General features: G+C 42.1%; 20 protein-coding genes. 9 read left to right on the top strand and 11 right to left on the bottom strand.

Annotated features, from left to right (window positions below):
• Positions 1-93: 93 nt before the first annotated feature.
• The 4 genes from AC5JL8_RS21130 to AC5JL8_RS21145 all read left to right on the top strand — a co-directional run bounded on the left by AC5JL8_RS21130 (position 94) and on the right by AC5JL8_RS21145 (position 3,450).
• Positions 94-702, top strand: coding sequence for an SDR family NAD(P)-dependent oxidoreductase (locus AC5JL8_RS21130; protein WP_495881630.1), 609 nt, complete (start codon positions 94-96; stop codon positions 700-702).
• Between the two features lie 145 nt (positions 703-847).
• Entirely contained in the window at positions 848-1,546 is a 699-nt protein-coding gene (locus AC5JL8_RS21135; RefSeq protein WP_495881631.1) for a glutathione binding-like protein, read from the top strand.
• Positions 1,547-2,198: 652 nt separating this feature from the next.
• Positions 2,199-3,017, top strand: a complete 819-nt coding sequence (locus tag AC5JL8_RS21140) for an alpha/beta fold hydrolase (RefSeq protein ID WP_495881632.1) — start codon at positions 2,199-2,201, stop codon at positions 3,015-3,017.
• Positions 3,018-3,057: 40 nt separating this feature from the next.
• Positions 3,058-3,450, top strand: coding sequence for a hypothetical protein (locus AC5JL8_RS21145; protein WP_495881633.1), 393 nt, complete (start codon positions 3,058-3,060; stop codon positions 3,448-3,450).
• 112 nt (positions 3,451-3,562) lie between these two features.
• Here the strand turns inward: AC5JL8_RS21145 and AC5JL8_RS21150 are convergent, their stop codons facing one another.
• The 5 genes from AC5JL8_RS21150 to AC5JL8_RS21170 all read right to left on the bottom strand — a co-directional run bounded on the left by AC5JL8_RS21150 (position 3,563) and on the right by AC5JL8_RS21170 (position 13,919).
• Positions 3,563-4,771, bottom strand: a complete 1,209-nt coding sequence (locus tag AC5JL8_RS21150; RefSeq protein ID WP_495881634.1) for a 4-hydroxy-3-methylbut-2-enyl diphosphate reductase — start codon at positions 4,769-4,771, stop codon at positions 3,563-3,565.
• Positions 4,772-4,889: 118 nt separating this feature from the next.
• Positions 4,890-5,744 carry an SGNH/GDSL hydrolase family protein gene (locus AC5JL8_RS21155; protein ID WP_495881635.1) on the bottom strand — a complete coding sequence of 285 codons (855 nt, stop codon included), beginning with the start codon at positions 5,742-5,744 and terminating at the stop codon, positions 4,890-4,892.
• 290 nt (positions 5,745-6,034) lie between these two features.
• A complete protein-coding gene (locus AC5JL8_RS21160; RefSeq protein ID WP_495881636.1) occupies positions 6,035-8,788 on the bottom strand; it encodes a CHAT domain-containing protein in 2,754 nt (917 codons plus the stop codon).
• Positions 8,789-9,091: 303 nt separating this feature from the next.
• The gene (locus AC5JL8_RS21165; protein WP_495881637.1) at positions 9,092-10,903 is read right to left on the bottom strand and encodes a ShlB/FhaC/HecB family hemolysin secretion/activation protein; all 1,812 of its coding nucleotides are present in this window, start codon (positions 10,901-10,903) and stop codon (positions 9,092-9,094) included.
• Between the two features lie 55 nt (positions 10,904-10,958).
• A complete protein-coding gene (locus tag AC5JL8_RS21170; protein WP_495881638.1) occupies positions 10,959-13,919 on the bottom strand; it encodes a two-partner secretion domain-containing protein in 2,961 nt (986 codons plus the stop codon).
• A gap of 139 nt (positions 13,920-14,058) precedes the next feature.
• Between AC5JL8_RS21170 and AC5JL8_RS21175 the strand changes: the two genes are divergently transcribed.
• The gene (locus AC5JL8_RS21175; protein ID WP_495881639.1) at positions 14,059-14,580 is read left to right on the top strand and encodes a COP23 domain-containing protein; all 522 of its coding nucleotides are present in this window, start codon (positions 14,059-14,061) and stop codon (positions 14,578-14,580) included.
• Between the two features lie 15 nt (positions 14,581-14,595).
• On the opposite strand, the gene AC5JL8_RS21180 is transcribed toward AC5JL8_RS21175, so the two are convergent.
• The 3 genes from AC5JL8_RS21180 to purE all read right to left on the bottom strand — a co-directional run bounded on the left by AC5JL8_RS21180 (position 14,596) and on the right by purE (position 20,045).
• Positions 14,596-16,623 carry a tetratricopeptide repeat protein gene (locus AC5JL8_RS21180; protein WP_495881640.1) on the bottom strand — a complete coding sequence of 676 codons (2,028 nt, stop codon included), beginning with the start codon at positions 16,621-16,623 and terminating at the stop codon, positions 14,596-14,598.
• A gap of 546 nt (positions 16,624-17,169) precedes the next feature.
• Positions 17,170-18,768 (bottom strand): ammonium transporter, encoded by a 1,599-nt coding sequence (locus tag AC5JL8_RS21185; protein WP_495881641.1) that lies wholly within the window; start codon positions 18,766-18,768, stop codon positions 17,170-17,172.
• A gap of 758 nt (positions 18,769-19,526) precedes the next feature.
• Positions 19,527-20,045, bottom strand: coding sequence for a 5-(carboxyamino)imidazole ribonucleotide mutase (gene purE, locus AC5JL8_RS21190; protein WP_495881642.1), 519 nt, complete (start codon positions 20,043-20,045; stop codon positions 19,527-19,529).
• Positions 20,046-20,130: 85 nt separating this feature from the next.
• Here purE and nagA point away from each other — a divergent pair, with 85 nt between their 5' ends.
• A complete protein-coding gene (nagA, locus tag AC5JL8_RS21195) occupies positions 20,131-21,303 on the top strand; it encodes an N-acetylglucosamine-6-phosphate deacetylase (RefSeq protein ID WP_495881643.1) in 1,173 nt (390 codons plus the stop codon).
• A gap of 38 nt (positions 21,304-21,341) precedes the next feature.
• Here the strand turns inward: nagA and AC5JL8_RS21200 are convergent, their stop codons facing one another.
• Positions 21,342-23,423 carry a cation:proton antiporter domain-containing protein gene (locus tag AC5JL8_RS21200; protein WP_495881644.1) on the bottom strand — a complete coding sequence of 694 codons (2,082 nt, stop codon included), beginning with the start codon at positions 23,421-23,423 and terminating at the stop codon, positions 21,342-21,344.
• 576 nt (positions 23,424-23,999) lie between these two features.
• On the opposite strand from AC5JL8_RS21200, the gene bchM reads away from it, so the two are divergent.
• From bchM to AC5JL8_RS21215, 3 genes are all read left to right on the top strand, one after another.
• Positions 24,000-24,686 carry a magnesium protoporphyrin IX methyltransferase gene (bchM, locus tag AC5JL8_RS21205; protein WP_495881645.1) on the top strand — a complete coding sequence of 229 codons (687 nt, stop codon included), beginning with the start codon at positions 24,000-24,002 and terminating at the stop codon, positions 24,684-24,686.
• A 321-nt stretch (positions 24,687-25,007) separates the two neighbouring features.
• On the top strand, positions 25,008-25,499 hold the full coding sequence (locus tag AC5JL8_RS21210) for a hypothetical protein (protein WP_495881646.1): 492 nt from the start codon (positions 25,008-25,010) through the stop codon (positions 25,497-25,499).
• 67 nt (positions 25,500-25,566) lie between these two features.
• Positions 25,567-25,947, top strand: a complete 381-nt coding sequence (locus tag AC5JL8_RS21215; RefSeq protein WP_495881647.1) for a DUF423 domain-containing protein — start codon at positions 25,567-25,569, stop codon at positions 25,945-25,947.
• A gap of 120 nt (positions 25,948-26,067) precedes the next feature.
• Here AC5JL8_RS21215 and AC5JL8_RS21220 read toward each other — a convergent pair whose 3' ends face one another.
• Positions 26,068-26,289, bottom strand: a complete 222-nt coding sequence (locus tag AC5JL8_RS21220; protein ID WP_495881648.1) for a type II toxin-antitoxin system HicB family antitoxin — start codon at positions 26,287-26,289, stop codon at positions 26,068-26,070.
• The gene (locus AC5JL8_RS21225) at positions 26,289-26,480 is read right to left on the bottom strand and encodes a type II toxin-antitoxin system HicA family toxin (RefSeq protein ID WP_495881649.1); all 192 of its coding nucleotides are present in this window, start codon (positions 26,478-26,480) and stop codon (positions 26,289-26,291) included. The genes AC5JL8_RS21220 and AC5JL8_RS21225 overlap by 1 nt, the downstream gene beginning before the upstream one ends.
• Positions 26,481-26,596: the final 116 nt, after the last annotated feature.

The raw sequence follows: 26,596 nt of genomic DNA on the forward strand, positions 1-26,596 counted from the left end.
TTCCCCATTCCCGGGAAATCCCATTCCTAAAAGGAGTGGAATGAGCTTAAAACTATCTTCAGCGACACTCAATCCTTAGAGAGAATCGCACCCATGCCAAAAACAGCTTTGATAGTCGGAGCAGGTAGTGGACTCAGTGCCTCTTTAGCCCGCCTGTTTGCCAAAGAAGGAATGACTTTAGCTTTAGCTGCTCGCCGCATTGAAAAACTCACCCAACTTAGTAGTGAAATTGGGGCAACTAGCTTTGCCTGCGATGCTTCAAAACCAGATGAGGTAGAGCGGTTATTTATTGATGTGGAAAGCAAACTAAGTTCGCCAACAGTTGTTGTTTACAATCCCAGCTTTCGGGTGCGTGGGCCTTTTGTTGATCTAGACCCAATTGAAGTAGCAAAAACTCTAGATATCACCGCCTATGGTGGTTTTCTGGTTGCCCAAGCTGCTGCCAAACGGATGTTGAATCAAGGAGGTGGCGCTATTTTCTTTACCGGAGCCTCAGCCAGCATCAAAGGTTATCCTCAATCTGCACCCTTTGCTATGGGTAAATTTGCACTACGCGGTCTGGCTCAGAGCATTGCGCGGGAATTAGCGCCCAAAAATATCCATGTGGCGCATTTTGTTATTGATGGTGTTATCCGTGCAACAGCAAGCCAAGACCCCGCAAACAACCCCGACAGCACCCTTGACCCAGATGCGTTCGCGTAGCGTCTCCGAAGGAGATTCGCCCAGACTTATCTCAACATTCTGCATCAACCCCGCAGTGCCTGGACATGGGAAGTCGAACTGCGGCCTTGGGTGGAGCGTTTCTAGTCAAGATAATTTTTCTTTAAATTTTTAGGAGAACTATATCATGATTGACCTTTACTATTGGACAACCCCAAACGGCCACAAAATCACTATTTTCTTGGAAGAAGTTGGATTACCTTACAACATTATTCCTGTAAATATTGGTGCTGGCGATCAATTTAAACCGGAGTTTCTGGAAATTTCTCCTAATAACCGCATCCCGGCGATCGTTGACCATGAACCCGCAAATGGGGGCGAGCCAATTTCCGTTTTTGAGTCTGGTGCAATCTTGCTATATTTAGCAGAAAAAACCGGAAAGTTGATCCCCCAAGATGTGCGCGCTCGCGTTGAAGTCCTCCAGTGGTTATTTTGGCAAATGGCAGGTTTGGGGCCAATGGCGGGACAAAACCACCACTTCAGTAAGTACGCCCCAGAAAAAATTGACTATGCCATTAACCGCTACATTAACGAAACAGCACGTTTGTATGCAGTCTTAGATAAGCGACTAGCAGATCGAGAATTTGTGGCTGGTGATTATTCCATTGCTGATATTGCCGCCTATCCCTGGATTGTAGGTTATGAACTTCAAAGCCAGAAACTAGAGGATTTTCCCAATCTCAAGCGCTGGTTCGAGACAATTAAAGCACGTCCGGCAACAATTCGCGCCTACGAAAAGGCAGAAGCATTCAAAAATCAGGCGTTAGATATTGAGAAATCACGAGAGTTGTTATTTAATCAGTCCGCAAAGACTATTCAGCGTTGAGCCTCATAATTAGACAATTTAGAGTAGTCTAGTCTAGGCAGGGGAAATATTTTCTTCCTGCCTATACATCTTTAGTGGACTTTAAGGTATTACTAAAAATATTCATTACTACTACGCTAATTCCAACTGTAGTCAGCAGGAAGGTATCTCCTAAATATAATTATGTGCTATCAGTAGCAGCAATATATTATATAGGACTCATATTTGATTTTTGAACAAAATTCAGTACACCTTTATTCCTTCTTCCCAGTCCCCAGTCCCCAATCCCCAGTCCCTTACCTCTACGAGTGATTCAGAAATCAAATCGGATTGCTATATGTAAGGGCACAGCTTTAGTAAGATTATCTACTTAACCTGGATATTGTGGACACCGTGCCTTAGCACTGAGATAGAATTTTACCGGAAATTGACTAGCAAACTCGCACTCAACTGACACTAATGTAAAAGTAATGTCAGTTATCCTAACGAGTAGAAGCGATCAATATGGTAAAGATTGCTTATATTAATAATTCTTATTAAAAGGCGAGAAAGAGCCAATTGCCAAGGGATATCCAGCAAGTTTCACTGCAATGATTTCAAGTTAAGCTCCAAATTCTAATTTGTTTAGGCAAATAGCCCCAAAAAGCGATCGCATTATTCCAAATTATTTACTATGCCCAGGATTCATATTAACGGGATTGATCTGTTCTACGACATTCAAGGAATAGGCGAACCTTTACTATTAATTGCAGGTTTCATGTGCGATTATACCTATTGGTCATTGCTGATGCCTTCACTCGTAAAGCAGTATCAGGTCATTCGCTTCGATAACCGAGGAATTGGTCGAACTTCTGCTCCCGACAGTCCCTATAGTATTCAACAGATGGCAAGTGATGCAGCTGCACTGCTTGAGCAAATCGGAACTAAGAAGGTATATATAGCAGGCCATTCAATGGGTGGTCAAATTGCCCAAGAGTTAGCATTGGCATACCCAGAAAAGGTACAAAGTCTGATACTACTCTCATCTTTGGCCAAGGGTGATGCACTATTTAACAGCATTATCACTACTTGGGGTGACCTCCCCAGCACTCTTGACCTGAAACTTTATGAACAAGTTATATTGCCTTGGGTATTTACCGATGCGTTCTACTCTATTCCTGGGATGATAGAAATGATCGTCAATATGGCAATTAACTACCCATTTCCGCCAACTCCTCATGGACTATATCATCAAAGCCGAGCTATCCTTGGCAGTGATACAACAGATCGCCTCAAAGACATTCACTGTCCTACCCTAGTTCTAGTCGGTACACAGGATATTCTCACTCCAGTAAAGTTTTCTGAGCAACTTGCTCAAAGCATCCCCAACGCTGAACTTGTAGTCCTCGACCGTGGTGGTCATGGCTTTTTGGTTGAGTTTCCCGATGCTGTGGTAGCAGCAATGCTCAAGTTCCTATTGCGTCTTCCGGAAAATGGGATGTATTTGATGTAGCCACAGAGCAGAATTATACATTCAGTTCTAATTAGTATTTATGAAATCTTCTCCCCTAGCCTTGGTCGTTGTGATTGGTACACTAGCGATGACCCAGAGTGCTTATGCTAACCAAAAGAATTTTCCTTCTGCAACAGGTGAAGTACATCAAGCTGCGATTTTGGTAACTAAACCAGCCACGCTTACGAGCAAGTGGGGTAATAGTATCAACTCAATTAATAATTTCAAAGCAACTGCTAACTCAATTACAGTAGTGCAAGAGCAAGGATGCAAAAATATTAACCCGCTTGAGTTCATCAAAAATCCAGAAGCTATCTTCAAGCAATGTCAAAAGCAAACAAATAATCCCACTCCTCAACTTGCTGAACCAATTGAATATTTAAAAGTTCCTCGGCTCGATTCTGGTATTAAGGTAACGGTAGGTAAATTTTGAGCCAATACATGATTTGTGACAATTTCAAAAAAGTAACATCTGTTTTAATTTGTTATTTTCAATTTTTGAATGCCCCTCTACTTGGCGTAGAGGGGTAAGTTAAAGCATACTTTTAAAGCACAGATATCGCTGTCTTCAATGTAAAAATCTTTTCAATCACATCTTCTACTACCTTATCTGGTGTAGAAGCACCAGAAGTAATACCTACAACTATTTTGCCATCAGGTAACCAGTTATCTGTAATTACTAAATCTCCATTTAACTGTCTATGCTCAATGGATTTTTCTGACTTAATTCGCTCCACACAATCAATGTGATACGAAGGAATCCCCCGCTCAAAAGCAATCTGTTGCAATTGGGTAGTATTTGACGAATTAAATCCACCAATTACTATCATCAAATCTAAATTCTGTTGCACTAACTCCAACATAGCATCTTGGCGTTCTTGGGTAGCATCACAGATGGTATTAAAACTTTGGAAGTGTTGATTCAACTCAGTGGGGCCGTACTTCTGCATCATAGTACGCTCAAACAACTTACCAATTTGCTCAGTTTCGCCTTTAAGCATTGTTGTTTGGTTAGCGATACCAACCCTTTCTAAATCTTGATCGGGATCAAATCCTGCTGAACAAGCTTTAGCAAATTTTTTCAGAAATTCCTCGCGATCGCCACCGTTAAGTATGTAGTTGGCAACATATTCTGCTTCTCGAAAATTTAGCACAATCAAATATTTGCCTGCAAAAGAACTTGTAGCAACGGTTTCTTCGTGCTTATATTTACCGTGAATAATTGAGGTGTAATCGACTTTTTTGTGCTTTTCAACTGTATTCCAAACTTTAGATACCCAAGGACAAGTTGTATCGACAATTTTGCAGCCTTTATCGTGAAGAATCTGCATTTCCTGCACGCTTGCCCCAAACGCAGGTAAGATGACCACATCTTCATTTGCTACAACAGAAAAGTCTTTTTGACCTGCGGTAACAGGGATAAAATCTACCTCCATCTCCTGCATACGCTGATTCACAGAAGGATTGTGAATAATTTCATTAGTAATCCAGATGCGTTCGGTGGGGAAGTGTTGACGGGTTTCATAAGCCATGGCTACAGCGCGTTCTACGCCCCAGCAAAAGCCGAAGGCTTGCGCTAACCGAATTGTGACATCACCTTGTTCCAGGGTGTAGTTGCGATCGCGAATTTGTTGAATCAAGTTACTTTGATACTCAGACTGTAACTGAGTAGCAACTTCTGCTTGGTGACCAAACCCCTTGCGATTATAGTTTTCTGAGTGTTGGAGTGTACGCTTAAAAGCTTTTGTATCCATTGGATGATTCTACTTAATTCACTATTTCTCATTCTCTCGTGTCAAGACGCCAATGAAATAGAAAGAGTGGATTCGGGATTGGGGATTAGGAATAAAACCTAGTCCCCGTGATTTTTCCTTATATTTTGACTTTGCTTCGATTCCTGGCTTGAGGCTGAGGTTCTAGTTGCTTCTGGCTATAAATTTGCAATGCAGTACGCCAAACCATATAGCCTTGGTAACTCAAGTGTAAACCATCAGTGGTGAATTCACGGCGGAGATTACCTCGCTGGTTCGTAAACAGAGAGTATAAGTCAAGATATTTAACGCCTCGTTTTGTGGCTATGCTTTGCAACTGCTCATTCAATTGGCGAATGCGATCATTAGGAATACTCAGCAGTTTCTCTTTCCCTTCCCAAGTTGCGTCTTCTCCCCCATGCGGCAAAATTGATTGCACAAAGATTTGCGCTTTGGGATGTACTCTTCGCAGGTAATTCATCATTCGCCGCTGATTTCTTAAAATTTCCTCATCACTTACTCCTCGAATCAGGTCATTAATACCAATCATCACAAAAATAACTTCTGGCTGGGCCTGGTCAAATAAATTTAACCTTTTTAAAAGCCCATCGCTGGTTTCACCAGAAATCCCTTGATTTAGCCAATTTCTATCTTCAGGTAATAACTCAGTGGGAAACCATAGACTCAGAGAATCTCCGGCCAGTATGCTTAAATTCTCAGGATGTTTATCAGCGGCAACTTTAGCTTCTTTTTCGAGTATATTTACCCACTGCTGGTAATTAAGTTTGTGGCGCGGGCCTAACTCTGGTGTCACAGCTTGGGATTCACTGACTTTAGCCGGAGAAGTTGTCGTTCCAAAAACAGCAGTCAATCTCTGCTGTTGCCAAATTAGCAGGATGACCGCCAACATCAGCAAGCCGTTGGTTAGCAGCGAAAAAAATGCCCAGACAGGAAATGTTTTTGCAGAAGTGGACACAACTAAGGAAATTTATTAATTATTTGAATTGGATTGTAGACTACTCCCGATAAAAATTTCGTGGAGTATGAGTTTCCAGTTTTACGGGAGGATACTTAACAGCATTAAATCCCTTATTAGGGCTTACTTGTTTGCGATCGCCTTTTAGGGCACTGCACTACGCGATCGCAACAAGCGCTGCCAACGCCAAAAGTTACAACTCCTGTTTGTGGATGTTGATATCTCTGTCGTGCTTGGTATCATAACTCAGAGAACTTCAACTGCGTAAAACTACTTCTAAAAAAAGAGCGCTATTGCCAATTTCCTACCAAAACGTAAGGTGCCCAATAATAAGGATGTGGCGGTAAATTCTTCAACTCTGGAAAAGGTGGATTCATCTTCAAAGATTTCAACAGTGAGAGTTGAGCGTTCCTTAAAGCATCTGCCTGTTTCCCTCCTGGCTGTTTCAAATCTTGGTAAAATTCACCCATGAATTTGGCGGTGGAAGCATCTCCTACAGGCCAGAGAGTAGCAAGGGTACTGCGTGCCCCTGAACGAACAGCAATTCCTGCCAAGCCTAAGACAGCCCGTTCATCGCCTGTTGCGGTTTCGCAGGCACTCAGCACTAATAGTTCTACGGTTGTGCCTGGTTCTCTTAATAAAGCACTTAACTCATTAATACTGATACTTTTACCATCCCCTGTAATAATAAAATTCCTCTGGGGATTAGAACTAAACAGCCCATGAGTTGCTAAGTGAATAACAGGAAAATTCAATTTCAACTGTTTTTGTATGGTTTTGGCAGTAAACTCTTGATTGAGTAGCTTTTGGGAAGCGGGAAAAGTTTGTTTAATTTGGTCTAATTCCTTGGGCACATTAACTAGTGCAGCAAAAAATTCTCCTTGTACCTTAATTTGCTCGCTAACTCCAGCGGCTAACACCTTAAGCTGTTTCCTTTGCAATTGTTGAGGATTGATGAGTTGCAGGCTAGGCACAAGTGCCACGCTATATTTTTCAATCAGATAGTTTTGCCCATCGTAGAGTGCAGCTATTGGCACTCTCTGCAATCTCCCATTTAATACAAACACTAAATTTTTGATTTGGTTGGTATTTAACTGTGCCTCGAAAGGTTTAATTAACCAGTTATAAATTTGTCCAAAAGTTGGTAAAAGCGTTTGCAGATTTTCTTTTAATTCTCTAGGATCGGGATTAGAAGTGGATAGGATATTCCGTGCAGAGTTATTGATAGTAACGTTGTCTAAATAATCGTAAAGTCGATCTAGAGTCTCATTAACTTCTTGCTCACTAAGAGTAATTGCCACTTCCTGTAAAGGTTTTCCCGACAACGAAAGGATCACTTCTAAGCGATCTGGCAAAACAATCGGATAAATAACAGCTGCGTGGGGGTCGATATTATCAATTTGTACCGCGACATCTGCTAGCTCTGAACAGGGGTCTTGAAAAAAGTTATCTAGTTCTGCTACTTGCAGAGACTCTATTACCCTACGGGCTAACTCTAAACGACCTTGAGGTTTTTTTGTTTTAGCTTTTTCCTGGGAAATGCTGGGATTTGATACTATGAGGGAATTTAATTCGTCATCGCCCAGATTTGATTTCAAGAGCAAATCTACTAATTCTATATAGACAGGTCTAACCTCTCGCAGAAAGTCAAATTGGACATCTTGATTGTTAGCGTTTAAATCGGTACGCAGGGATTGGAGAGTATTGAAGGCGGCGGTGTAAGCTGCGATCGCTCCTTTTGCATCTTCCTGTTTCCGTAGTAAACTCCCTAACTGAGATTGCCAAAGATAAGTAATCTCCCTAGCGTCACCATTGATATTTTGTTCCTGCGCTAACATCAATGCTTGCCGAGTTAGTTTGGTTGCCTGAGTTAATTGCTCTTGCTTGTGGTAAAGTTTGCCGAGGTAGCCTAGAGCGTAGGTTTCGGCTCGTCTATCTTGTAAAGTACGCGCCTGTTGCAGTGCATTCTCTAATAAAGCTTCAACTCGGTTTGTTTGTCCGCTTTGCATCAAAGATTCGGCAAAGTTAATCTGGGCGTAGATTGCGGCACGACTGGGAGTTAGAGTGGCCAGGCTAGGTGCAATTTGGTTTTGCAATGCTTGGGTATCTTGATTCAACTGCGACTCTAGCTGGGAGACAAAATCTTTTCCTCGTTGAATTAATTTAGATTCCGAAAATCTCGCCCAAGAAGCAATCCGGCGATTGGTTTGATCGCGCCACCATCTTTGAGTTTCTAGTAATAGCTGGAAATGATTGAGTTGCGCCTGAATTTTAGGCAAAGGTGGCGCTGATGTTATCTGTGCTGCTTGGGTATAGTAGTTAAAAGCTTGTTGGTAGGGCGCTAGAGCATCCGAGATAGATTTACGATCAATAATTTCCGTTACTACGTCATAGTCCCAGCGATCGCGGATTTGGTTACCTAAGATCCGTTGGGTGTTGCCTAAACTCAGTAGCACTGCGCTTTTTTCCGGTGATTCGGGAATTGATGACAAACTTAACTGTAAGATTTCTTGCGACTTTTGCAATAACCCTTGTCTACGGAGAACATCACCAAGGCTGTGCAAGCCAATAGCTTGAGTTAGAGTCAGAGAATTGCGCTGTTGAGCAAGAGTTTTGTGGAGTTGCTCGATTTGGCTTTGGCTACAGTCAGGATTTTTGATAGCAAAAGCTTGAAGTAAGGTATTGCAAGCTTTGGGATACAGTCCTAAATCTTGCAAAGCCTGAGATTTATTGATTAGGCTTTTAGTCATCCCCTCGCGATCGCCCACTTTTTGATAAGCCTCAGCCGCTGCTTGCCATAACTTTGCTGCTGCTTCTAATTGTCCGGCATTGTAGCGTTGTTGACCTTCTCTTGCTAGTGCAAGAGGACTAGCCGCAGCATTAACGATTGGGCGAAGCCCAGTGCCGGAGGCAATCGCAGGCGAACTGCTGGCTTGTAAACTGGGGGAATTTGACCAAGCTGGGATGGTCAAACTAGATAACAGTCCTAATAAGGCTGAAAGGATAAGGATTAATAAACGGCGGTGTTTCTTAGAAATCATCATAATTAGGTCGGCGTAAATATTTATTGGCACAAGGCTAGAGAATCGATTCTTTATTTTGAATTTATTCATCTATCTCAGAACTGCGCTCATCCACCTCAGAGCTTCATTCATCTATCTCAGAACTGCGTTCATCCACCTCAGAGCTTCATTCATCCACCTCAGAACTGCGTTCATCCACCTCAGAGCTTCATTCATCCACCTCAGAGCTTCATTCATCTATCTCACAGCTTCATTCATCCACCTCAGAACCTTAAACTTCCCAATCCCCAATCCCCAATCCCCAATCCCCAATCCCCACTACCTTCAAAACGCCTTATACTCCAATTGAAAATACAGACCGTTTTCTTGCCATGTGCGCTTGCTCGTATCAATATTTACTAAAGGAATACCCCAATCGAGGCGGGCTGTTAATCTATCCCCCATCTGCCAAAGCAGGCCTAATCCTGAGCCTACCAAGGTATTAGGCTGGGGATTTTCTGTGCCTGTGTTCCAGACAGTACCAACATCGATAAATGGTGCGACCTGCAAAGTTCCTTGCACCTCTGGTAAGCGGGCGATCGGCAATCGCAATTCTGCGGAAGCAAAAATGCCGTTATCACTCAGCAAAACATCTTGGCGATAACCTCGCACTGTTCCTTGGCCTCCCAAACTAAACTGCTCGAAGGAAACCAGAGAATCACTTGCCAATTGCACATTAGAACGCAACAATAAGGTCGGGCCAATCGCTGGTTGTCCTGTTGGCTGACTGAGGAGGCGCAAATAGATTATTTGTCCCCGCCACATAAAAAATCGGCTATCTGGTTCGTTGTTACTAATCGTGGCGTTAAAGGCTCCAATCCCCAGATTAAGCTCAGAACGAGCTGCTAAGACTTCTTGACGACTTCGTTGTAGCCATTCCTGGGCAAAAATCAATTCAGATATTCGAGTCTCTCCTTGATCATCAGCCCCAAGAAACAAAGGAAACTCCACTCCTTGAATAGAAGAATTACTTTCCCGCCTAGCTGCCGTTAAACTGAGGGTAAGTTCTTGACTAATTTCTGGGGTGGCTCTTTGCAAAATCGGTTGACGAAAGGTTAGTTCAAACTCACGAGAATCTACCTCAATATTAAAATCTTTAAAAGCAGGTTCAATTATCTTGTTGTTGGTAATCCAATAGTTGAAGGCAATAGTGCCATTGCGGGGATTGACTGGCAACGTATAGCCACCTTCAAAGCTATTGCTGCCATCAGTATTTCTGTAGGCAAAACTCAAGCGATCGCCAAGTCCAAGCAGGTTAGCTTCTGATAATTCTATGCCGCGCTCAAAACTACCGATGCTGGGATTGCGGTTATTATTAATGCTGAGTTGGGCATTAAAAGTTCTTGCTCCCTTGACTGTCACCGCTAGGGAATTGACACCCGGTCTAGTACCAGCAGTCAGTTCGGCATCTAACCTTTCAATTAGGGGATTGAGTTGCAACAATTGCAAAGCTTCTTGCAGGCGGTTGATATTCAGTGGTTTAGTAGTGGCGATCGCAAGCCGACTGCGGACATAATTTGAGTTCAACCGTCCTTTAATGACGTTGACTTGAATATCTTCTAAACTGCCTTCCACTACTTGAATTTTGATGATACCTGAGCGAAACTCTTGACTGGGTATGTAGGCTCCAGAAGTGATGTACCCCTTTTGCACATACAGTTCGGTGATTTGATTGGCGGCTTTGAGGAGTTCGGCAAAGGTAATTGCTTTGCCTGTAAAATTTGCGATCGTAGAGTTTAACTTCCCCTGACTGAAAGCAGTATTGCCGACAAACTCGAACCTTTGCACAGTGATACTCCCTGGAATGTCCAGGGCTTCTTCTAGGGTTGGCGGTGCTGTAGGCGGTATTTGGATGGGTGCGTTTGTTGGTGGTAGGGGGTTAGGTAGAGGTTGTTCTGGGGGCTTTGGAGTAACAGGATTGATCGGCTGGGCGTCAGCAGAGTTTGTGTGATACAGCAGGAGTATAAGGAAAAGACAAGGAGACAAGGAAAATCTCTGTAGCCAAACACTCCTCCCGGCTCCTAAAATCTCCCTTACAACAATTTTTAAACTACACTCTTGCATTCTCCTCTGCGGCTCTGCGGCTCTGCGTGACATAAAAAAGATTTATTTCATTGACTAGAAAATAGCTCTAATCTCATCCCATCTCTGTTTAATTCGTATGGCAGTCAGATGAACTTAACCCAGAACCATAGGGAGTAGGGGTAGGCGTTTGGCTGGCGAGAACTACCACACCTTGAGTGTTCACATACCAACCTCGTGCAGGTGGCGGTAATTGAGAGCTATTCTGTACTTCTGTGGCAGCACTGGCAACAGCAGGCTCAAAACTAATTAAAGCTCCGCTACTTAGCTGTTCGCTCGGTCGAGGCGGTAATCCTCCCCGTCCTGTGATGGTAAATTCACTACGATTTTGACTCGTTGCCGCTCGACAAGTCTGAGCTACCACTTGTTCAGGTTTCGCTATCTCTTGAGGTAAATCAACAATTTCAAAATTATTTTCTGCCTCTGGTGTAGTGATGCTGATTTCTCCAGCGATTCCGAGCTGGGAACTAGCACTAATCTGGCAAGTCGGACACACAAAGAATCCTTTAGTGTTGATGCTGATATTTCCTCCCATCCCTTGGACAGCATCGGCGGTAATCTTACTACCTTCTAAGAGCGCGACGAAGTTAGCGGGACTAAAGCCAGTAATGTTGATATTACCCCCGTTACCACTTCCACCGGCGGTGGCAGATATCTGACTGTTATGGCGCATGAGTAAGGAATTCGCTTGTAGAGAGATGTTGCCACCTTCACCAGATGTGGTAGCAGCAGATATGGTTCCTTGTTTATCTAACAGAATCGAGTTAGCTACGACTTGCAGATTGCCAGCATTTCCCGATCCTAAACTTTGCACGTCAATTCTTGCCCCATCCCGAACAATCAACTTGTCTGTAAAAACTCTGATGTCGCCAGAAGCACCAGTTACTGTAAGTTGTGGCAAGGTAGCACGTCCAGCAGCAGCCGACAAGCCACCTAGAGTCACGTTTCCGACTGAGATGCCACTTAGTTCTATAGAATCCGAAGCGTTGACAGTTAAGGCTCCCCCTTTACCAGCACCTAAAGTAGCAGTTGATGCATCTGCCCCTTCGCGGAGAATCAACTTCTTCGTAGAAACTGTTAAGTCTCCTGCGGGAGACTGGCTAAAAGCCGTAGTACCTAAACCGCTGGCAAACCTCGGATCGGGTAGGACGCCAGCTATTTCTACAGACTCACGAGCATTAAGGATGACATTTCCCCCTGGTCCTCCAAACGGGATGATGCCAGTAGGTAGGGAAGCGCCTGTATTACTGGCAATTACCCCATCTTGTATATACAGGTTGCCTGTATCAATTCTAAGGTCGCCGCCCTTTCCCGTACCTAAGGTAGTATTAGTGTAGATACCAGTTAAAAGAGCGGCTCCTGGTGGGGTTCTCTGCATTTGTATATCAGCAGCTTTAACTTCGACATTACCGCCCGCACCATTACCGAAGGTAGCACTGATCACAGTGCCGCCATCTTCTAATCTCAACTGGTTGGTATCAACTGTGATATTACCGCCTGTGCCATTACTGCCCTGGCTATTTCCTGCTTGAATGGCAGAGCCACTCACTTCCACTAAGTCAGAGGCACGGATGTTGAGATTTCCTCCTACTCCTTGAATAAATGTCGGGCTGAATATTATTGCTCCGTTACGCATCATTAAGGAAGAAGTCTCAAGATTGAGGCTGCCAGAAGTACCCCCACCGCCCGCAGTTCCAAGGAAGATACCAGTTCCCCTGTCAGTAGGGCTTAGTGTCCCTAATAGCGCTCCTATTTGAAAAGTCTGTTGAAGCTCCTCAAATCCAGTTCCTGAGATCTCGACTGAGTTAGCAGCACGGATATTAATATTTCCTCCCGTACCATTACCAAAAGTTGCCGAAGATATGAATGCGCGATCGCCAATAGTTAGCTTCCCTGTCTCAATCGTTAAATTGCCACCAGGAGCATCCGTGTAAGTAGCCGTAGATATGGCTGCTCCATCCTGGAGCAGTAAGTGGGGGGTAACAACGTTAATATCTCCGCTTTTGCCACCACCGATAGTTTCTGTAAATATTTTGCTCGAAATCTCTCCATCTGTTGTGGTTCCTACCAAGGATAAGGACTCAGAAGCATTCACATTAATGCTGCCTGCTGATAATTCTCCTTGAGTTTGAATTGACACAACTGAGCCATCGCGGATGGAAATATTTCGCCCCTGCAACTGAATTGAACCACTACCTGCGCCACTAGTATCTGCTAATGCTTTTTGAGATAAAGCGATATCCTGAAAGTTAGTTACCCCTTGATAACTCAAATTCCAGCCTTGGGGGTCGGGATTGAGACTTACTAAACCTCCGGCCACGCTACCCAAATCAATGCGTCCACCTTCGGCTGTGAGCGTTCCACCTTCTGAGATAATCCCTCCTCCTACCAAGGCTAGGGTATTACCTGGCTGTACCTTTAGTCCCGTGGTGTTCCCCCTAGTGAAGGATGAGAATATAGAGCTTTGTAAACTTATATTGTGCCCCTGACCTTGGACACGAATCGCTTGCGGATTTTGCCCAAATTGCAAGCCAACTGGCACACTAATCGTTAGTTGCGGGGAGGTTGAAGTGTCAGTGGCGCTAAATTCTGCACCATCAGCAAATTTGAGGCTATTCGCCGTACTCGCCAAAAACGAGCCGCCAATATTGAGTTGGGCATTAGCACCAAAGTTAATGCCACTGGGATTGATGAGAATTAAATTCGCACCATAATTTTCTTTGATTAAGCCATCAATATTGGAAATTGAACCACCTGTTACCCGGCTGATAATGTTAGTAATGTTACTTAAGCTACTGGTGTTTTTAAAAAAAGCCTCGCCACCAGTCGGAACAGAAAATTCTCGAAAGCTATGGAAAAGGTTGTTACCAAGTTTTTCCCCTCCAGTAATTTCAAAGATGTTGCCAGATTGACTAACATTGCTAGGAAGTGTGTTATCTGACGAAATTTGCGCCCAGGCAGGAAAACTGGCAATTAGGCAGCAGATATAAGCACTGCTAGTAATTAAAATTTGGCGAGGTAATTGTTTCATTTTGAACAGGGAATAATTAATTCCACTGAAAAATTACTTGAGTTTTTTAGTTTAATTTAAGTAAATTCAACTAAAAAAAATAATAATATTGAGTCTATATTCAAGCCTAAATTTTGGTCAAGAAAGGGGGTTAAGTAATATGAATAAGTGGCAATCTTGGCTAACTATGGGGACAGTTCCAATATTCACTCTGGGTGCTATAGCAGCACTTTCTCAACCTAGCACAGCTAGTGACGTACAAGTTACCTGCAAGACCGACGCCAGTACACCAAAGGTGATTATCACTTTAGCCAAAGCTGGAACTGCCAAAGATTACCCGATTTTGAACTTTCTCCCGGAATATTTCTCAGCAGCAGATGCTGTACAAAGCTGCCAGAATACAGCTAAAAGTTTACAAGTTCTCTATGATAACGATAGTTATAAATATTTGACGACTGACAAGCTTAACGACCAACCTGTGGTCTGTGCTGTAGAACGTAGAGGTATTGGTTGCAATCATTATAGCGCTCAGGTTTTATTTAGTTTTAAGCCAACGGATAACCCTTCTCAAGCTTTATACAAAATGTTGGGTAGAGATTTTAAGCAAGCACAACCTCCTGATGCTCGGACTATTAGCCGTACTTACACGAATACCAAACCTTTTCGATGGTGGCCATTTTAAAGCTACCTACCGAGTTTATTGAGGACAAGCTTTTTTCTTTTGTTCTGCGGCCTGGTAATCGGGTTTTAGCTTTAAGGCTTGATCAAAAGCTGCGATCGCTCTTTCAGTTTGACGGAATTCACAGAGGCTCAATCCCAAATAATACCAGGCCTCAGCTTTTTGATTATTAGTTATCTGGGGACGATCTAGGAGAAAATAAAATTGCGCGATCGCTCGATCGTCTTGCTTTAAGCCTTGCAGTGCGATCCCTTTACCTCGCAAAGCCACAAAGTAGTCGGGATTGTATTTTAATGCTTGCTCATAGGTTTTTAGAGCTCCTTCGTAGTCCTTTTTTTGCAATAACACCTTAGCTTGATAGCTTAAAGCAACAGCTAACTCTTTGGCATTTGCATCTTTAGGTTCAACTTCCCAAGCCTTTTTTAAAAGCTCAATTGCTTGATTAACAGCACTAAGCGCTGTGTCTGGTTGTTTGAGTGCTAATAGTGCTTCGGTTTTATTGATCCAAAATACAGGATCTTTCGAGTTGAGCATAATCGCTTGATCAAAAGCTGCGATCGCCTCATTATATTGTTTGAGATTGTATAGCGCTTCCCCTCGGCAATTCCACGCATAAACAGCTTCTGGATTAATGATAGTTGCTGTAGCGCAGGATTCCTGCATTTGGTTGTAGTCTTTGAGTCTAGCTAGTGCATAGCCTCGGTTAGTCCAAGATTGGTAGTAATTGCTATCGATTTTTAAAAGATTGTTGTATTTTGCGATCGCCTGTTGATATTCCCCTTGGTATAACAGCGAATTACCTCGTTGAAAAACTATTTCTATTTGTAACCATCTAAAGACACTGAACCCTAAAACCATCAAGCCAGAACCACAGACCATCAAGCCAGCTATTGCTAGCAATGCCCAAAATCGTTTATTTACTCTCAATTCAGGTGGAGCAATAGTATTGCCAACATTCAAAGTATTAGTTGATGGGATGGGATTGCTATATATGCTTGTTTCTGCCAATGAAAAATGAAGTATTTTCTCTAATTCCAGCTTTACCCAATTGCGATCAAAAACTGATTGGTAAATGCGGTTCCCCAATGTCAGCTTGTCTTTTTGTTGCATTACCAATCCTAAACGTAACAGTTCTGCCTGTTCTGGACTGTTATCACTTAGGACTTCGCCCTGTTGCAAAATTTCCTGGTACAGTTCCAATAGCAATAACGGGTCGCATTGCTGATTGTGAATAATACTTTCTCGCATCCCTTGTAAATGCTCAGCTGCCACTTGAGTTTCCCAATTATTAATCAAGCGGGTTTGTACTAGCTGTTGCACTGTTGCTGCTTCTGCATCTGCGGGAATAAAACCTTCTAACTCTGCCAGCAATTGACAAAGCTTTTGGGTGAGAACCGGCTGCCAATCTGTCCAAAACAACACTTCTGCCAGCAAAACTTCGGGACAACTAGCTTTTTCATCTAATTTGAATGATTTGATAGTATTGTGGCTAAACAGTCTTAACCTTGCCGATTGCTCCTCTACCAACTTGGGATCTAAAACCGATTGCCCAATGGGGTTCGAGGTTTTCAAATTGTTCTGTTGTGGCATTACCATTCCCAAGTGTAATTGTTCTGCCTGCGCTAAACTTTCATGCGTTGGAGCTTCTCCCTGCTGCCAGATATGCTGTTGCAATTGGGATGTCGGAGCAAGATGCTCCAGAAACAATTTAATTGTAGTAGGTTTCAACCAACCTTTAAGTACAGCCAATTCCCCAAAGCGAAGATTATTCTGTGGTTGTTCAGCGAGGATAGTTCTAATTTGGTGCTCATTTAACAGCCCAGCTTCTTCTAAATACTTACCCAAGGGCTGTTTTGGTTTCTGCTCCAGTAGAGCCGGCCACAGCTCTGAGAAAAAATCAGCCGTTTCTTGTTTAAGCCATCCATGCGAGGCTAGAATTTCACCGAGCCGCAACCCAGCAACTTGTGTTTGCTCTTTTAGAGCTATTTCTACCTGTTCAGATGAAATCAGGTCAGCCTGTTGTAAAACTTTACCAAGCGGCTTCATAGATAAAGCAGATACGAAACTATAAAAATAGCAAAATAGATTAATTTTTTATTTAAAATAATGGTATTATTTTATCACTAAGGTAAAAAATCTGACTATTCTAAATTATTAATTAATCCTAATTATTTATAAGGTTGCGGTAGGTCTACTAGCCACTTTACATATACGTCTGTATAGATGGCTTTAGCTCGTAAGTATGCTGATTTACTTGGCGAGAACGGCTACTCTACGAGAAGCCACTACGCTACGAATGAATTCTACGATTACGCAGTTAATCTTTTTAAATAAAGAACTCCAGCCACAAGGGGATGGAGTTCTTGTGCATGGGGAAAAGTCACCAATGACGCCAGTTCGCTCAAGTCGGAAAACCCGGCCACGCGACTAGCTCCCCAATATGCCCTATTACCCAAGCTGCGGGGAGAGCAACCTCGTCCATCCACAAGAGAAGGAGTTTCCCGCCGCTTTTAATGAAAAACCCACTACCTGCATTAAAGCAAAATTTGCAGGGGTGGGTTTTGATCACCAATAAATTAAAAGACTCAAAATTTACAAAGTATTTGGTAAATCACCGCCATGTGGGATGTCTTTAGAACTGTAACCTTCAGAAAATCCATCTGCACTTGCTTCTTTGACAAATCCGTTATAGGCTTCCATACCGTGTTCGCCGATATCCAAACCTTCCAACTCTTCTTTTCGTGATACTCGGATACCTAAAGTAGCCTTCAATGCTAGCCAAAAGATACTGCTGAGGAGAACAGTGAAGCCACCTACAGAGAGAATGCCGATTATTTGCGGAATTAGTGTACTAAAGGCACCACCAAAGAATAAACCATGTGGCCCTACTGGCTTACCTGCCAAGTCAACCATCCAAGGATATCCACCAGGGCCAACAGCAAACAAACCAACTGCCAAAGTTCCCCAAGTACCACAAACTAGGTGAACTGAGGTAGCTCCTACTGGGTCATCAATGCCGAGTTTGTCAAAGAATGGCACAGAAAAAACTACTATAACTCCAGCAATTAAGCCAATGATTACAGAACTACTAATGCTGACATAAGCACAAGATGCAGTAATACCAACCAAGCCAGCCAAAATACCGTTGATAATCATCGATAGGTCTGGCTTACCCAAGTACAGCCAAGCTGTAACTGTAGCGGCTATGCCACCAACAGCTCCTGCCATATTCGTTGTTAAAGCAATGTGAGTAATTGCACCTGGGTCAGCAGCCATAACAGAACCGGGGTTGAAACCGAACCAGCCCAACCACAGAATTAAACAGCCTAAGGTGGCAATACTCATGTTGTGACCGGGTAAGGCAACAACTTGCTTATCTTGATATCTACCGATACGTGGGCCGAGAAATGCCGCCCCCATCAAAGCTGCCCAGCCGCCAACTGAGTGAACTACTGTAGAACCAGCAAAATCCCAAAAACCCATGTCGGCAAGCCAACCACCACCCCAAATCCAGTGTCCGGTAATGGGGTAGGCAATACCTACAAGTAAAAGGCTGAAAATCAGGAAGTCAACAAACTTAATCCGTTCTGCAACAGCACCAGAAACAATCGTGGCTGCTGTTCCGGCGAATACCAACTGAAACAAAAACTTACCTGCTAAAGGAATGCCTGTCCAATTGAGAGCGCTAAAAATACCTTTGTAAGCATCTCCAGTAGCAGGACTGTTATCTGCTCCTCCAAGGAAAAAGCCATTTAATCCAATAAAATCATTACCATCACCAAACATTAACCCAAAACCAATTGCCCAGAATGCTAATGTAGATAGGGCAAATACAATCAAGTTTTTGGCAAGAACGTTGACAGCATTTTTTTGGCGGCAGAAGCCAGTTTCTAACATACAAAAACCAGCGTTCATGAAGAACACCAAAAAAGCAGCAAGTGCTACCCACAATGTATCCAGGGCAACTTTGAGTTCCGCTGTTGTTGGCCCTGCTGCTGGAGCTTGGGCAACTGCTGCATAACCCCACCCCAACACAATTAGACAAGCTAGGGGTAGACAGGCCTGCCAACTAGGAGACAATCGTTTAATTATTAGATTAAACAACTGGACTTTTGAGTTAGATTGTAAATTTTTAGAGTAAGCTTTTGCAGACCAACGCCTACTTTTTGTTTTTAATTTTTGTTTGTGCATGAGTTTGAGCATTTTACTCCCAACCATTATTAATGGGATAAATATCTAAGCAGACAGAACTAATGCCTGGATTCCAATCAACTTGTTGTTGATATTCATCATTCAGGCAATTTTTTGCAAACCAGAAATTCAAACAATCTAAATAGGAGTTTAAGAAAGTATTGCTACCTTTGTAAATATTACACTTATGCTTAACAAGAAATTATTATGCCGCTTATGAAGCAGTCAAGTCTTGTTTACTGAATCTTTAATTTTGTACTAATGATGATTTTGACAATTAACCACCATCGCAAAAATAAAAACACTCTGGGCGATGCAGATACATCTCCATAACACACGTTAAACACCAGAAAATTCACGTTTTAAGAAATAAAAATTTCTTTACAGGAATTATAAAAATGATTCCTGTAGATGACTTGATGCACCCACAAATAAATTTAATTGATTGTCTATGTTACCAAAATCACGATTCTGTATCATTAAATACAATTTATTGTTTTTAACTCTTGTATTAGCCTCCAATATTTGAGTTAAACTAACTGTATTGTCTATATTGCCAGTATTTTCCGACAACAAAATAGAATAATACAAAAAAATATTAAAATTTTATAAAATAAATAAATTCCTTCTTTATATGGAATAATGCTTTAAAATTTACATGGGGTATTAATCAGCAAATACAGTGTTTATGCTGTGTAAATTGTCAAGAAAATAATGCTGGTGGATAGCAATTCAGTCCAGCCTATATTGTCAAGTTATTACAATTCGAGCTTTAGATATTGTTCGTAGCCGAGTTGTTCGAGTTTAGCCTGCTTTGCTATTACTGTTTCAGAAAGGGCTTGACGATATTGTTGGACTTTCTCTAGTAATTCTGGTTGTTGGGTAGCAAGAATTTGCACTGCCAAAAGACCAGCATTCTTGGCATTACCTATAGCCACTGTTGCGACTGGAATACCCGCAGGCATTTGTACAATTGAATACAAAGAATCAACGCCTTGCAAGTTACGGGTGGCTACAGGAACACCGATTACAGGAAGCGGGGTTAAAGAGGCTACCATACCGGGGAGATGTGCAGCACCACCTGCACCAGCGATAATTACCTTAATGCCTCGTTGGTGGGCTTGTTGGGCGTATTGCACCATACGTTCTGGGGTACGATGAGCAGACACGATCGCCACTTCCCGCTCAATGCCAAATTCGTCACAAACTGCGATCGCGTCTTTCATAGTGGGCAAATCAGAATCGCTGCCCATGATAATGCCAACAAGAGGAGCCATAAAATTTTAGATTTTGGATTTTGGATTAATGACCGAGTGTTGCCTTTAAAATCAGGTCAGATTTAGCTATTTTCTCGTCAATGTGATGACTAAAGCAACACCAAGCGCGATCGCCACAGTAGATATTATCAATGCGCGTATCCCAGGTTACCAAGACTTGCAGATGCTCTCAATTAATCAAGAGGGCATGATTGAGCAAATCTTGCCAATGGGTACTGTGTTTAAACGGGTTCCTTCCCCAGATTTGCAAGTGTTGGATGTGACGGGTGATTGGATTTCTTTGGGCGGCGTCGATTTGCAGATTAATGGTGCGTTAGGGTTAGCATTTCCCGAATTACAAGCAGATAATGCTCACTTGCTGCCAAAAATCTCGCAATTTTTGTGTGATGTCGGGGTAGATGGATTTTTACCCACATTGGTAACAACTTCAGTAGAAAATATACAGCGAGCGCTAACTGTCATCGCTAATTTTATCCAGAGTCAAAAAGCAGGTGCCCAGATTCTTGGCGTACATTTAGAAGGGCCATTTTTGAATTTTCAAAAGCGCGGCGCACATCCAGCCGAGTACTTATTACCCCTTACAATAGATGAAGTGAAGCGGGTTTTGGGTGATTATGCTGCCATTGTGAAAGTCATTACCCTAGCACCAGAGTTAGATCCTACTGATCAAGTTATCCCATATTTGCGTTCTTTGGATATCACTGTCAGTTTAGGGCATTCTCAGGCTACAACCGCCCAAGCGCAAAATGCTTTTGAACTGGGTGCAACAATGGTTACCCATGCCTTTAACGCCATGCCACCATTACATCACCGCGAACCAGGATTATTAGGGGCAGCAATTACCCATCCTCATGTGATGTGTGGTTTGATTGCCGATGGACAGCACATTGTACCGACGATGCTGCAAATTCTGCTTTGTGCTAGCAAAGGACTGTTTCTCGTCAGCGATGCCCTCGCAGCTCTAGGGCTACCCGATGGAGTGTATCCTTGGGACAGTCGGCAAATAGAAGTGAAAAACGGCACGGCAAGATTGCCTGATGGTACTTTATCAGGAACAACTTTACCCTTATTGGTAGGTGTGCAGAATTTAGTGAAGTGGGGGATTTGTGATCTAGAAAGAGCAATTGTACTAGCTACCGATGCACCCAGACAAGCGATCAATTTACCGAGGATTTCCCCAAATCAACCCGCCAATTTATTGCGCTGGCATTGGGATGAAGCTACAAAAGAACTTACTTGGCAGCGATTGTTTAGCTAAATTTCATGTGGCGATTTTTACTTGCGTTGACTCCTTTATCACGAGTTAGGTTCTCCCAGCAAGACAATTGAGCATTTCAATTCTCTAATTACTTGGGTTGTCACATGGCTGACGGCTAATCCACCTGCTGTGCGATAACGAACAGAACGTAATACTGCTAAATCAAATTTCTCAGCTTCCCGAATAATAGTTTTAGCAATATCATCACCCCTAATTGTTTGAATATTTATTTTCACCTGTAACTGGCTTTTATCAGCGATTTCAGACAATTGAGATGCAAATTTTTCCTCCAAGTTTGGGGGTGTTTTGCGATCGCTCACGTGTAACAATACTACTTCTGCCTGATTGACATCAGCTAAAATTTGTGCGAAACGCACAGCACCTATGGTTTGCCGTGTTAAGTCTCCAACTGGTACAAGAATTCTTTGGATCGTCGTAGGACTGCTCAAGAGGCGGGTTACTGCTACAGGACAGTGAGAAGACCAAAAGACGCTATCAATAACACTACCGAATAAGCGGGCCCGCAAGCCTGTTGTCCGCGACCAACCCATCACCACTAAATTAGCGTTTTGTTCTCGACTAGTGCGGCTAATTCCTAACGCTGGATCATCATCAATCCGAATTGCAGGTGATACTTCCACGCCAAATTCTTGACTAATTTGTTTAGCCAAATTTAATCTTTGCTTATTTTGTTCCAGTGCTATTACTAATTGCGGATCATCCATTTGGATATGAGCTTTAGTAATAGCTAAAGGTATAATCCGCCCAGATTCATGCCGCGCCAGCAGTGCTGCCATTTCTATAAGATAGCGTTGGGTTTGAGGATTATATATCGGTACTACTATAGCGAATGAAGCATGATTTTTCTCTGGCAGATAATCCTCAGAATTCTCCCACCAAGTTGTTAGCCTATCTGTTTCAATATCTGACTGAGAAAGCTGTAATAAACTAGCAGATCTAGCTGTAATTATTGGCCCCAGAATCGAAGTAACCAGCATGAGGACAATCACACTGTTTAATACACCTTCATTAATTAGCCGCTCACCAGCTGAATTTACAGTTTTATAGGCAACCAGTGTTGCTGCTAGCGTGGCTGCTACCTGTGGTAGTGACAATGACCACATTGTCAGCAATTCCGCCGTATTGTAACGGTAAAGCAATTTGGCTAAAAATGCTGCTATAAATTTGCTACCAATTAAAGCTACTACGATTACTACAGTCAACCAAATTGAACTGAGAGTTCTGATAAATGCCGGAATATCAATTAACAATCCCATGTCCACAAAGAAACAAGGGATAAATAAAACACTGCCAATAAACTCGATTTTTTCCTTAACTGGGCTACGTCCTAAAACGTCGTTAACTGCTAAACCTGCTAAAAACGCGCCAACAATTTTTTCAACTCCAATTACTTGCGCTCCAACAGATGCTAAAAATAATGCCAGCAAGATAAATAAGAACTGGTTACTTTGTTCATCTCCTGAACGGCGAAAAAACTGTTTTCCCGCCCAGTCAAAGCCAAATAGCACAACAACAGAATAAATTGCTAAACCACCCAACAAAGTTGCTAAACTCATGGCTGAGAATTCTCCGCCGTGAATTCCCACACAAATTGCTAGCACTAGTAAAGCACCTGTGTCAGTAAAAATTGTGGCACCGATTGTGACTGTCACAGCTTCATTTGTGACCACTCCCAGACGGCTCACAATTGGATATGCCAAGAGAGTATGGGAGGCAAGCAAAGACCCAATTAGAACAGAAGCATTCCAGCTAAAATTAAATAAACGCCCTGTAATAATCCCTGCAATTAATGGAACTAAAAATGTCAGAGTCCCAAAACCAATTGAGCGATTTTTTGTTTTACGAAACTGTTCTAAATCAATTTCCAAACCTGCAACGAACATCAAATAAATTTTGCCAATATCCGAGAGCAGTTTAATAGTGTCGGATTCTGAGTTTAACAGCTTTAACCCATTTTCTCCTAGTACAACACCTGCTATTAGCAAACCTACTAATCCAGGTAGTCGCAGTTTCTCAAATAATGGGGGTACAGTAAAGATTACTGCTAGGAGAATTGTAAATGCAATGATCGGACTGTCTGCCAGCGAGTTCAGTGCCATTGTTAATATATAAAACTAAAGGATAAGATTAATTATCGGGAAATTAACTTTCTATGCCTAGGCGATATAGTCTAATGTGTAACCTGGCTTCAGTTACATTGGCTCTCAACAATTAAATCGTTAATAGCATAAATCTTGCGATCGCATTAATAATTCTATCTTAGGTTAGTATTTTTCGTTTCTACATAAAAATATTCTTATTTATGTAGGTATAAAAAAATATTTACAAATTGTGAATTGTAAAATCATGTCATGAAACAACTATTTAGGGAAAATAAATTTACTGCTTACTTAAGGTTAGAATAGAGAGTAATAACAATAATTTGTGGAATAAATAATAACATTAAATTTGTAAATATATATCTAGCTCAAGACTGGAAACTTATCTCAAAATTAGCGCACCTTGGTCTACAAAGTTCAAATCACTACAAGCTGAAGCCCTGACTTAACTTCACAAATAAGTGTTTTTCCATACACGTGAGATATGAATATAGAAAATTCTTTAAACAGAAGCGTTCTGGGCGGTTCCTATCAATGATAATTTTAAGCATTGGGAACCCTTAGAAATCGAACTTTATGAACGCAGCCGACGATAAAACGATTGTTCGTGAATATTTCAATTCCACAGGGTTTGACCGATGGAAGCGGATTTACGGCGATGGCGAAGTTAACAAAGTCCAGCTAGATATCCGCAACGGACATCAACAAACCGTGGATACAGTCATCGGCTGGTTGAAAGCTGATAACAATTTAGCAGCCTTGTCAATCTGCGATGCTGGGTGTGGTGTAGGTAGTCTCAGCATACCTTTGGCAACAGATGGTGCTAAAGTCTATGCCAGCGATATTTCTGAAAAAATGGTCACAGAGGCCAAGGATAGGGCCTTACAAACCTTGGGAAATTCAGAAAATCCTACATTCGCTGTGCAGGATTTGGAATCGTTAAATGGAAATTACCATACTGTCATTTGTCTGGATGTTCTCATCCACTATCCTCAAGAAAAAGCAGATGAGATGATTTCTCACCTTTGTTCACTCGCACAGTCGCGGTTAATTTTAAGTTTTGCACCGAAGACCTGCGCTTTGAGTATACTCAAGAAAATTGGCAGTTTCTTTCCCGGCCCCAGTAAAGCGACTCGCGCCTATCTACACCGTGAAGCTGATGTGGTGAAAATCTTAGAAAGTAATGGCTTCGCTGTGCAACGACAATCAATGACTCGGACTCGCTTCTATTTTTCTCGTCTTCTGGAGGCTACACGGATTTAACAGTTTTGGCTATCCTCTGGCTAATAGCCTTCGGTTAATAAAAATTATAAGTTGGGTAAAGCTAAGTGTTACTCAAAAAATGCCTCGCTAGTGTTGGGCTTTCTCTCTCAAACCAACCTACGGGGTTTTTTGTTTTAATTTGCTAATAGTAGCGTATTGAACCTTAAACTAAAAACCAGTAGTTTCTCCCCACCTCTGCATCACCGCACACCAATATTCCATGGTTGCTTCACAAAATCATTGCTAAATTTTTGCAATTACTGGAACCTGAGTCAAAGTGAGGTTAAAATCGCAAACAAGGTTCAAATCTGAGATAGAACTATGAAGACTGCTGAAAAATTGGCTGCCGGTTGGCTACTCACACTCGGATTTATGTTTTTAACGCTATCCATCTCAGCAGGAATTGAGAAACATAATATGTTAAAGCCAATCTCAACAGCTATAGAGGAAGAAGACTATGTGAAGGAATTTGTAAATAAAGACGCTCTTTATCTACTCGATATCACAGCTAGGCAAAGTCTAATTTTTGGTGTTCCTACTTTAATATTAGGGGGATGGCTCAGTTTAGGATTATATAGTCAAAGTAGGCAACATAAAAAGGCGATAAATCAACAAGCGAGCGATCGCCTCCAATCGATTTTTTATCAAATGTTACAAGAAAATAAAGGGCGAATGACTGTTGTGAGCTTTGCCATGAAATCGGAACTACCAGCGATCGCCGCTAGACAATATTTAGATGAGAAAGCTAAAGAATTCAATGCTAATTTTAAAGTAACCGAGGATGGCGCTATATCATATCATTTTGAGATTTAATTTCAATCCCAGTTAAGGGTTGATACCTTTACCTCGCTAAATTCTACGCAATTTACGGCTAGGTCTAATGACGCAGATTTTTTTAAGTATAGCCGCCTTTTTAGGCGGTTTATCTGTTGCCGCTGGTGCTTTTGCTTCCCATGCCTTACGGGAAAAAATTACTGAGCGATCGCTAGAAATCTTTGACACTGGCGCTCGTTACCAAATGTACCACGCTCTAGCACTTTTGCTAGTAGCAGTACTAATTAGCCGCACTGAGTCGCCTCCAGCCACCTTAATAGCAAGTGGTTGGCTGTTTATTATTGGCATTGCTATTTTCTCAGGGAGTTTGTATGCTCTTAGCTTAACTGGGGTTAAATCTTTGGGCGCAATTGCACCATTAGGAGGAGCAGCATTTCTTGCTGGTTGGGGTGCTTTAGCTTTCGCGGCTTGGAGTTTAAAATTTTAAAAAGTTAGGAGCTAGAGGTGAAGAGTTAAAAATTTCTAACTCCTAACTTTTTAAGCATAAATATTTTCAATTTTAGCTATGAAAAATCAGTTTTTTAATGTATTTTTCTTAGAGAAAATCTTAATTTAATACTTCTAAAACTTCCACCTCATGAGCGATGCTTGTAGGTTTGGGAATAGGTAAACCTTCTTCCAGCATTCCTTCTATATGAAATTCAATAGCTTCCGCAATCAGTGCTTTAACTTCTTCTAAGGTTTCACCAACAGCTACACAACCTGGTAAATCAGGGACATAAGCGCCATAACTAGTTCCTCCTTTTTCAATCACAACTGTGTAACGCATTAGTCTTCCTCCAATTTAGCCTGTCTCCAGATATTTTTTAGAGTACCGATTGGCACATCTACGTTTGGCTTTCCAGACACTGTTACAGTACCAGGTTTATCAGGGTGTTTAAACTGTCGATGACTACCTCTAGTTCTAGCCAAATACCAACCATCCACTTCTAGTCGCTTGATAAGTTCGCGTACTTTCATGCTACAGCTTATCTGTACAGGTGAAATTTATGCTACAGATACAGTGCCTTTATACTTAATGAAAGTAAATGCAATTTTGTCGCAATTTTGTCCGGCATTTTGACGTAGATTTCAGC

The sequence above is a fragment of the Mojavia sp. genome, assembly GCF_059505145.1.

Bases quoted from the DNA above. Each gene is read 5' to 3' on its own strand.
- AC5JL8_RS21130 (WP_495881630.1), top strand. From the start codon at position 94: ATGCCAAAAACAGCTTTGATAGTCGGAGCAGGTAGTGGACTCAGTGCC.
- AC5JL8_RS21135 (WP_495881631.1), top strand. From the start codon at position 848: ATGATTGACCTTTACTATTGGACAACCCCAAACGGCCACAAAATCACT.
- AC5JL8_RS21140 (WP_495881632.1), top strand. From the start codon at position 2,199: ATGCCCAGGATTCATATTAACGGGATTGATCTGTTCTACGACATTCAA.
- AC5JL8_RS21145 (WP_495881633.1), top strand. From the start codon at position 3,058: ATGAAATCTTCTCCCCTAGCCTTGGTCGTTGTGATTGGTACACTAGCG.
- AC5JL8_RS21150 (WP_495881634.1), bottom strand. From the start codon at position 4,771: ATGGATACAAAAGCTTTTAAGCGTACACTCCAACACTCAGAAAACTAT.
- AC5JL8_RS21160 (WP_495881636.1), bottom strand. From the start codon at position 8,788: ATGATGATTTCTAAGAAACACCGCCGTTTATTAATCCTTATCCTTTCA.
- AC5JL8_RS21165 (WP_495881637.1), bottom strand. From the start codon at position 10,903: ATGTCACGCAGAGCCGCAGAGCCGCAGAGGAGAATGCAAGAGTGTAGT.
- AC5JL8_RS21170 (WP_495881638.1), bottom strand. From the start codon at position 13,919: ATGAAACAATTACCTCGCCAAATTTTAATTACTAGCAGTGCTTATATC.
- AC5JL8_RS21175 (WP_495881639.1), top strand. From the start codon at position 14,059: ATGAATAAGTGGCAATCTTGGCTAACTATGGGGACAGTTCCAATATTC.
- AC5JL8_RS21180 (WP_495881640.1), bottom strand. From the start codon at position 16,623: ATGAAGCCGCTTGGTAAAGTTTTACAACAGGCTGACCTGATTTCATCT.
- AC5JL8_RS21185 (WP_495881641.1), bottom strand. From the start codon at position 18,768: ATGCACAAACAAAAATTAAAAACAAAAAGTAGGCGTTGGTCTGCAAAA.
- purE (WP_495881642.1), bottom strand. From the start codon at position 20,045: ATGGCTCCTCTTGTTGGCATTATCATGGGCAGCGATTCTGATTTGCCC.
- nagA (WP_495881643.1), top strand. From the start codon at position 20,131: ATGACTAAAGCAACACCAAGCGCGATCGCCACAGTAGATATTATCAAT.
- AC5JL8_RS21200 (WP_495881644.1), bottom strand. From the start codon at position 23,423: ATGGCACTGAACTCGCTGGCAGACAGTCCGATCATTGCATTTACAATT.
- bchM (WP_495881645.1), top strand. From the start codon at position 24,000: ATGAACGCAGCCGACGATAAAACGATTGTTCGTGAATATTTCAATTCC.
- AC5JL8_RS21210 (WP_495881646.1), top strand. From the start codon at position 25,008: ATGAAGACTGCTGAAAAATTGGCTGCCGGTTGGCTACTCACACTCGGA.
- AC5JL8_RS21215 (WP_495881647.1), top strand. From the start codon at position 25,567: ATGACGCAGATTTTTTTAAGTATAGCCGCCTTTTTAGGCGGTTTATCT.
- AC5JL8_RS21220 (WP_495881648.1), bottom strand. From the start codon at position 26,289: ATGCGTTACACAGTTGTGATTGAAAAAGGAGGAACTAGTTATGGCGCT.
- AC5JL8_RS21225 (WP_495881649.1), bottom strand. From the start codon at position 26,480: ATGAAAGTACGCGAACTTATCAAGCGACTAGAAGTGGATGGTTGGTAT.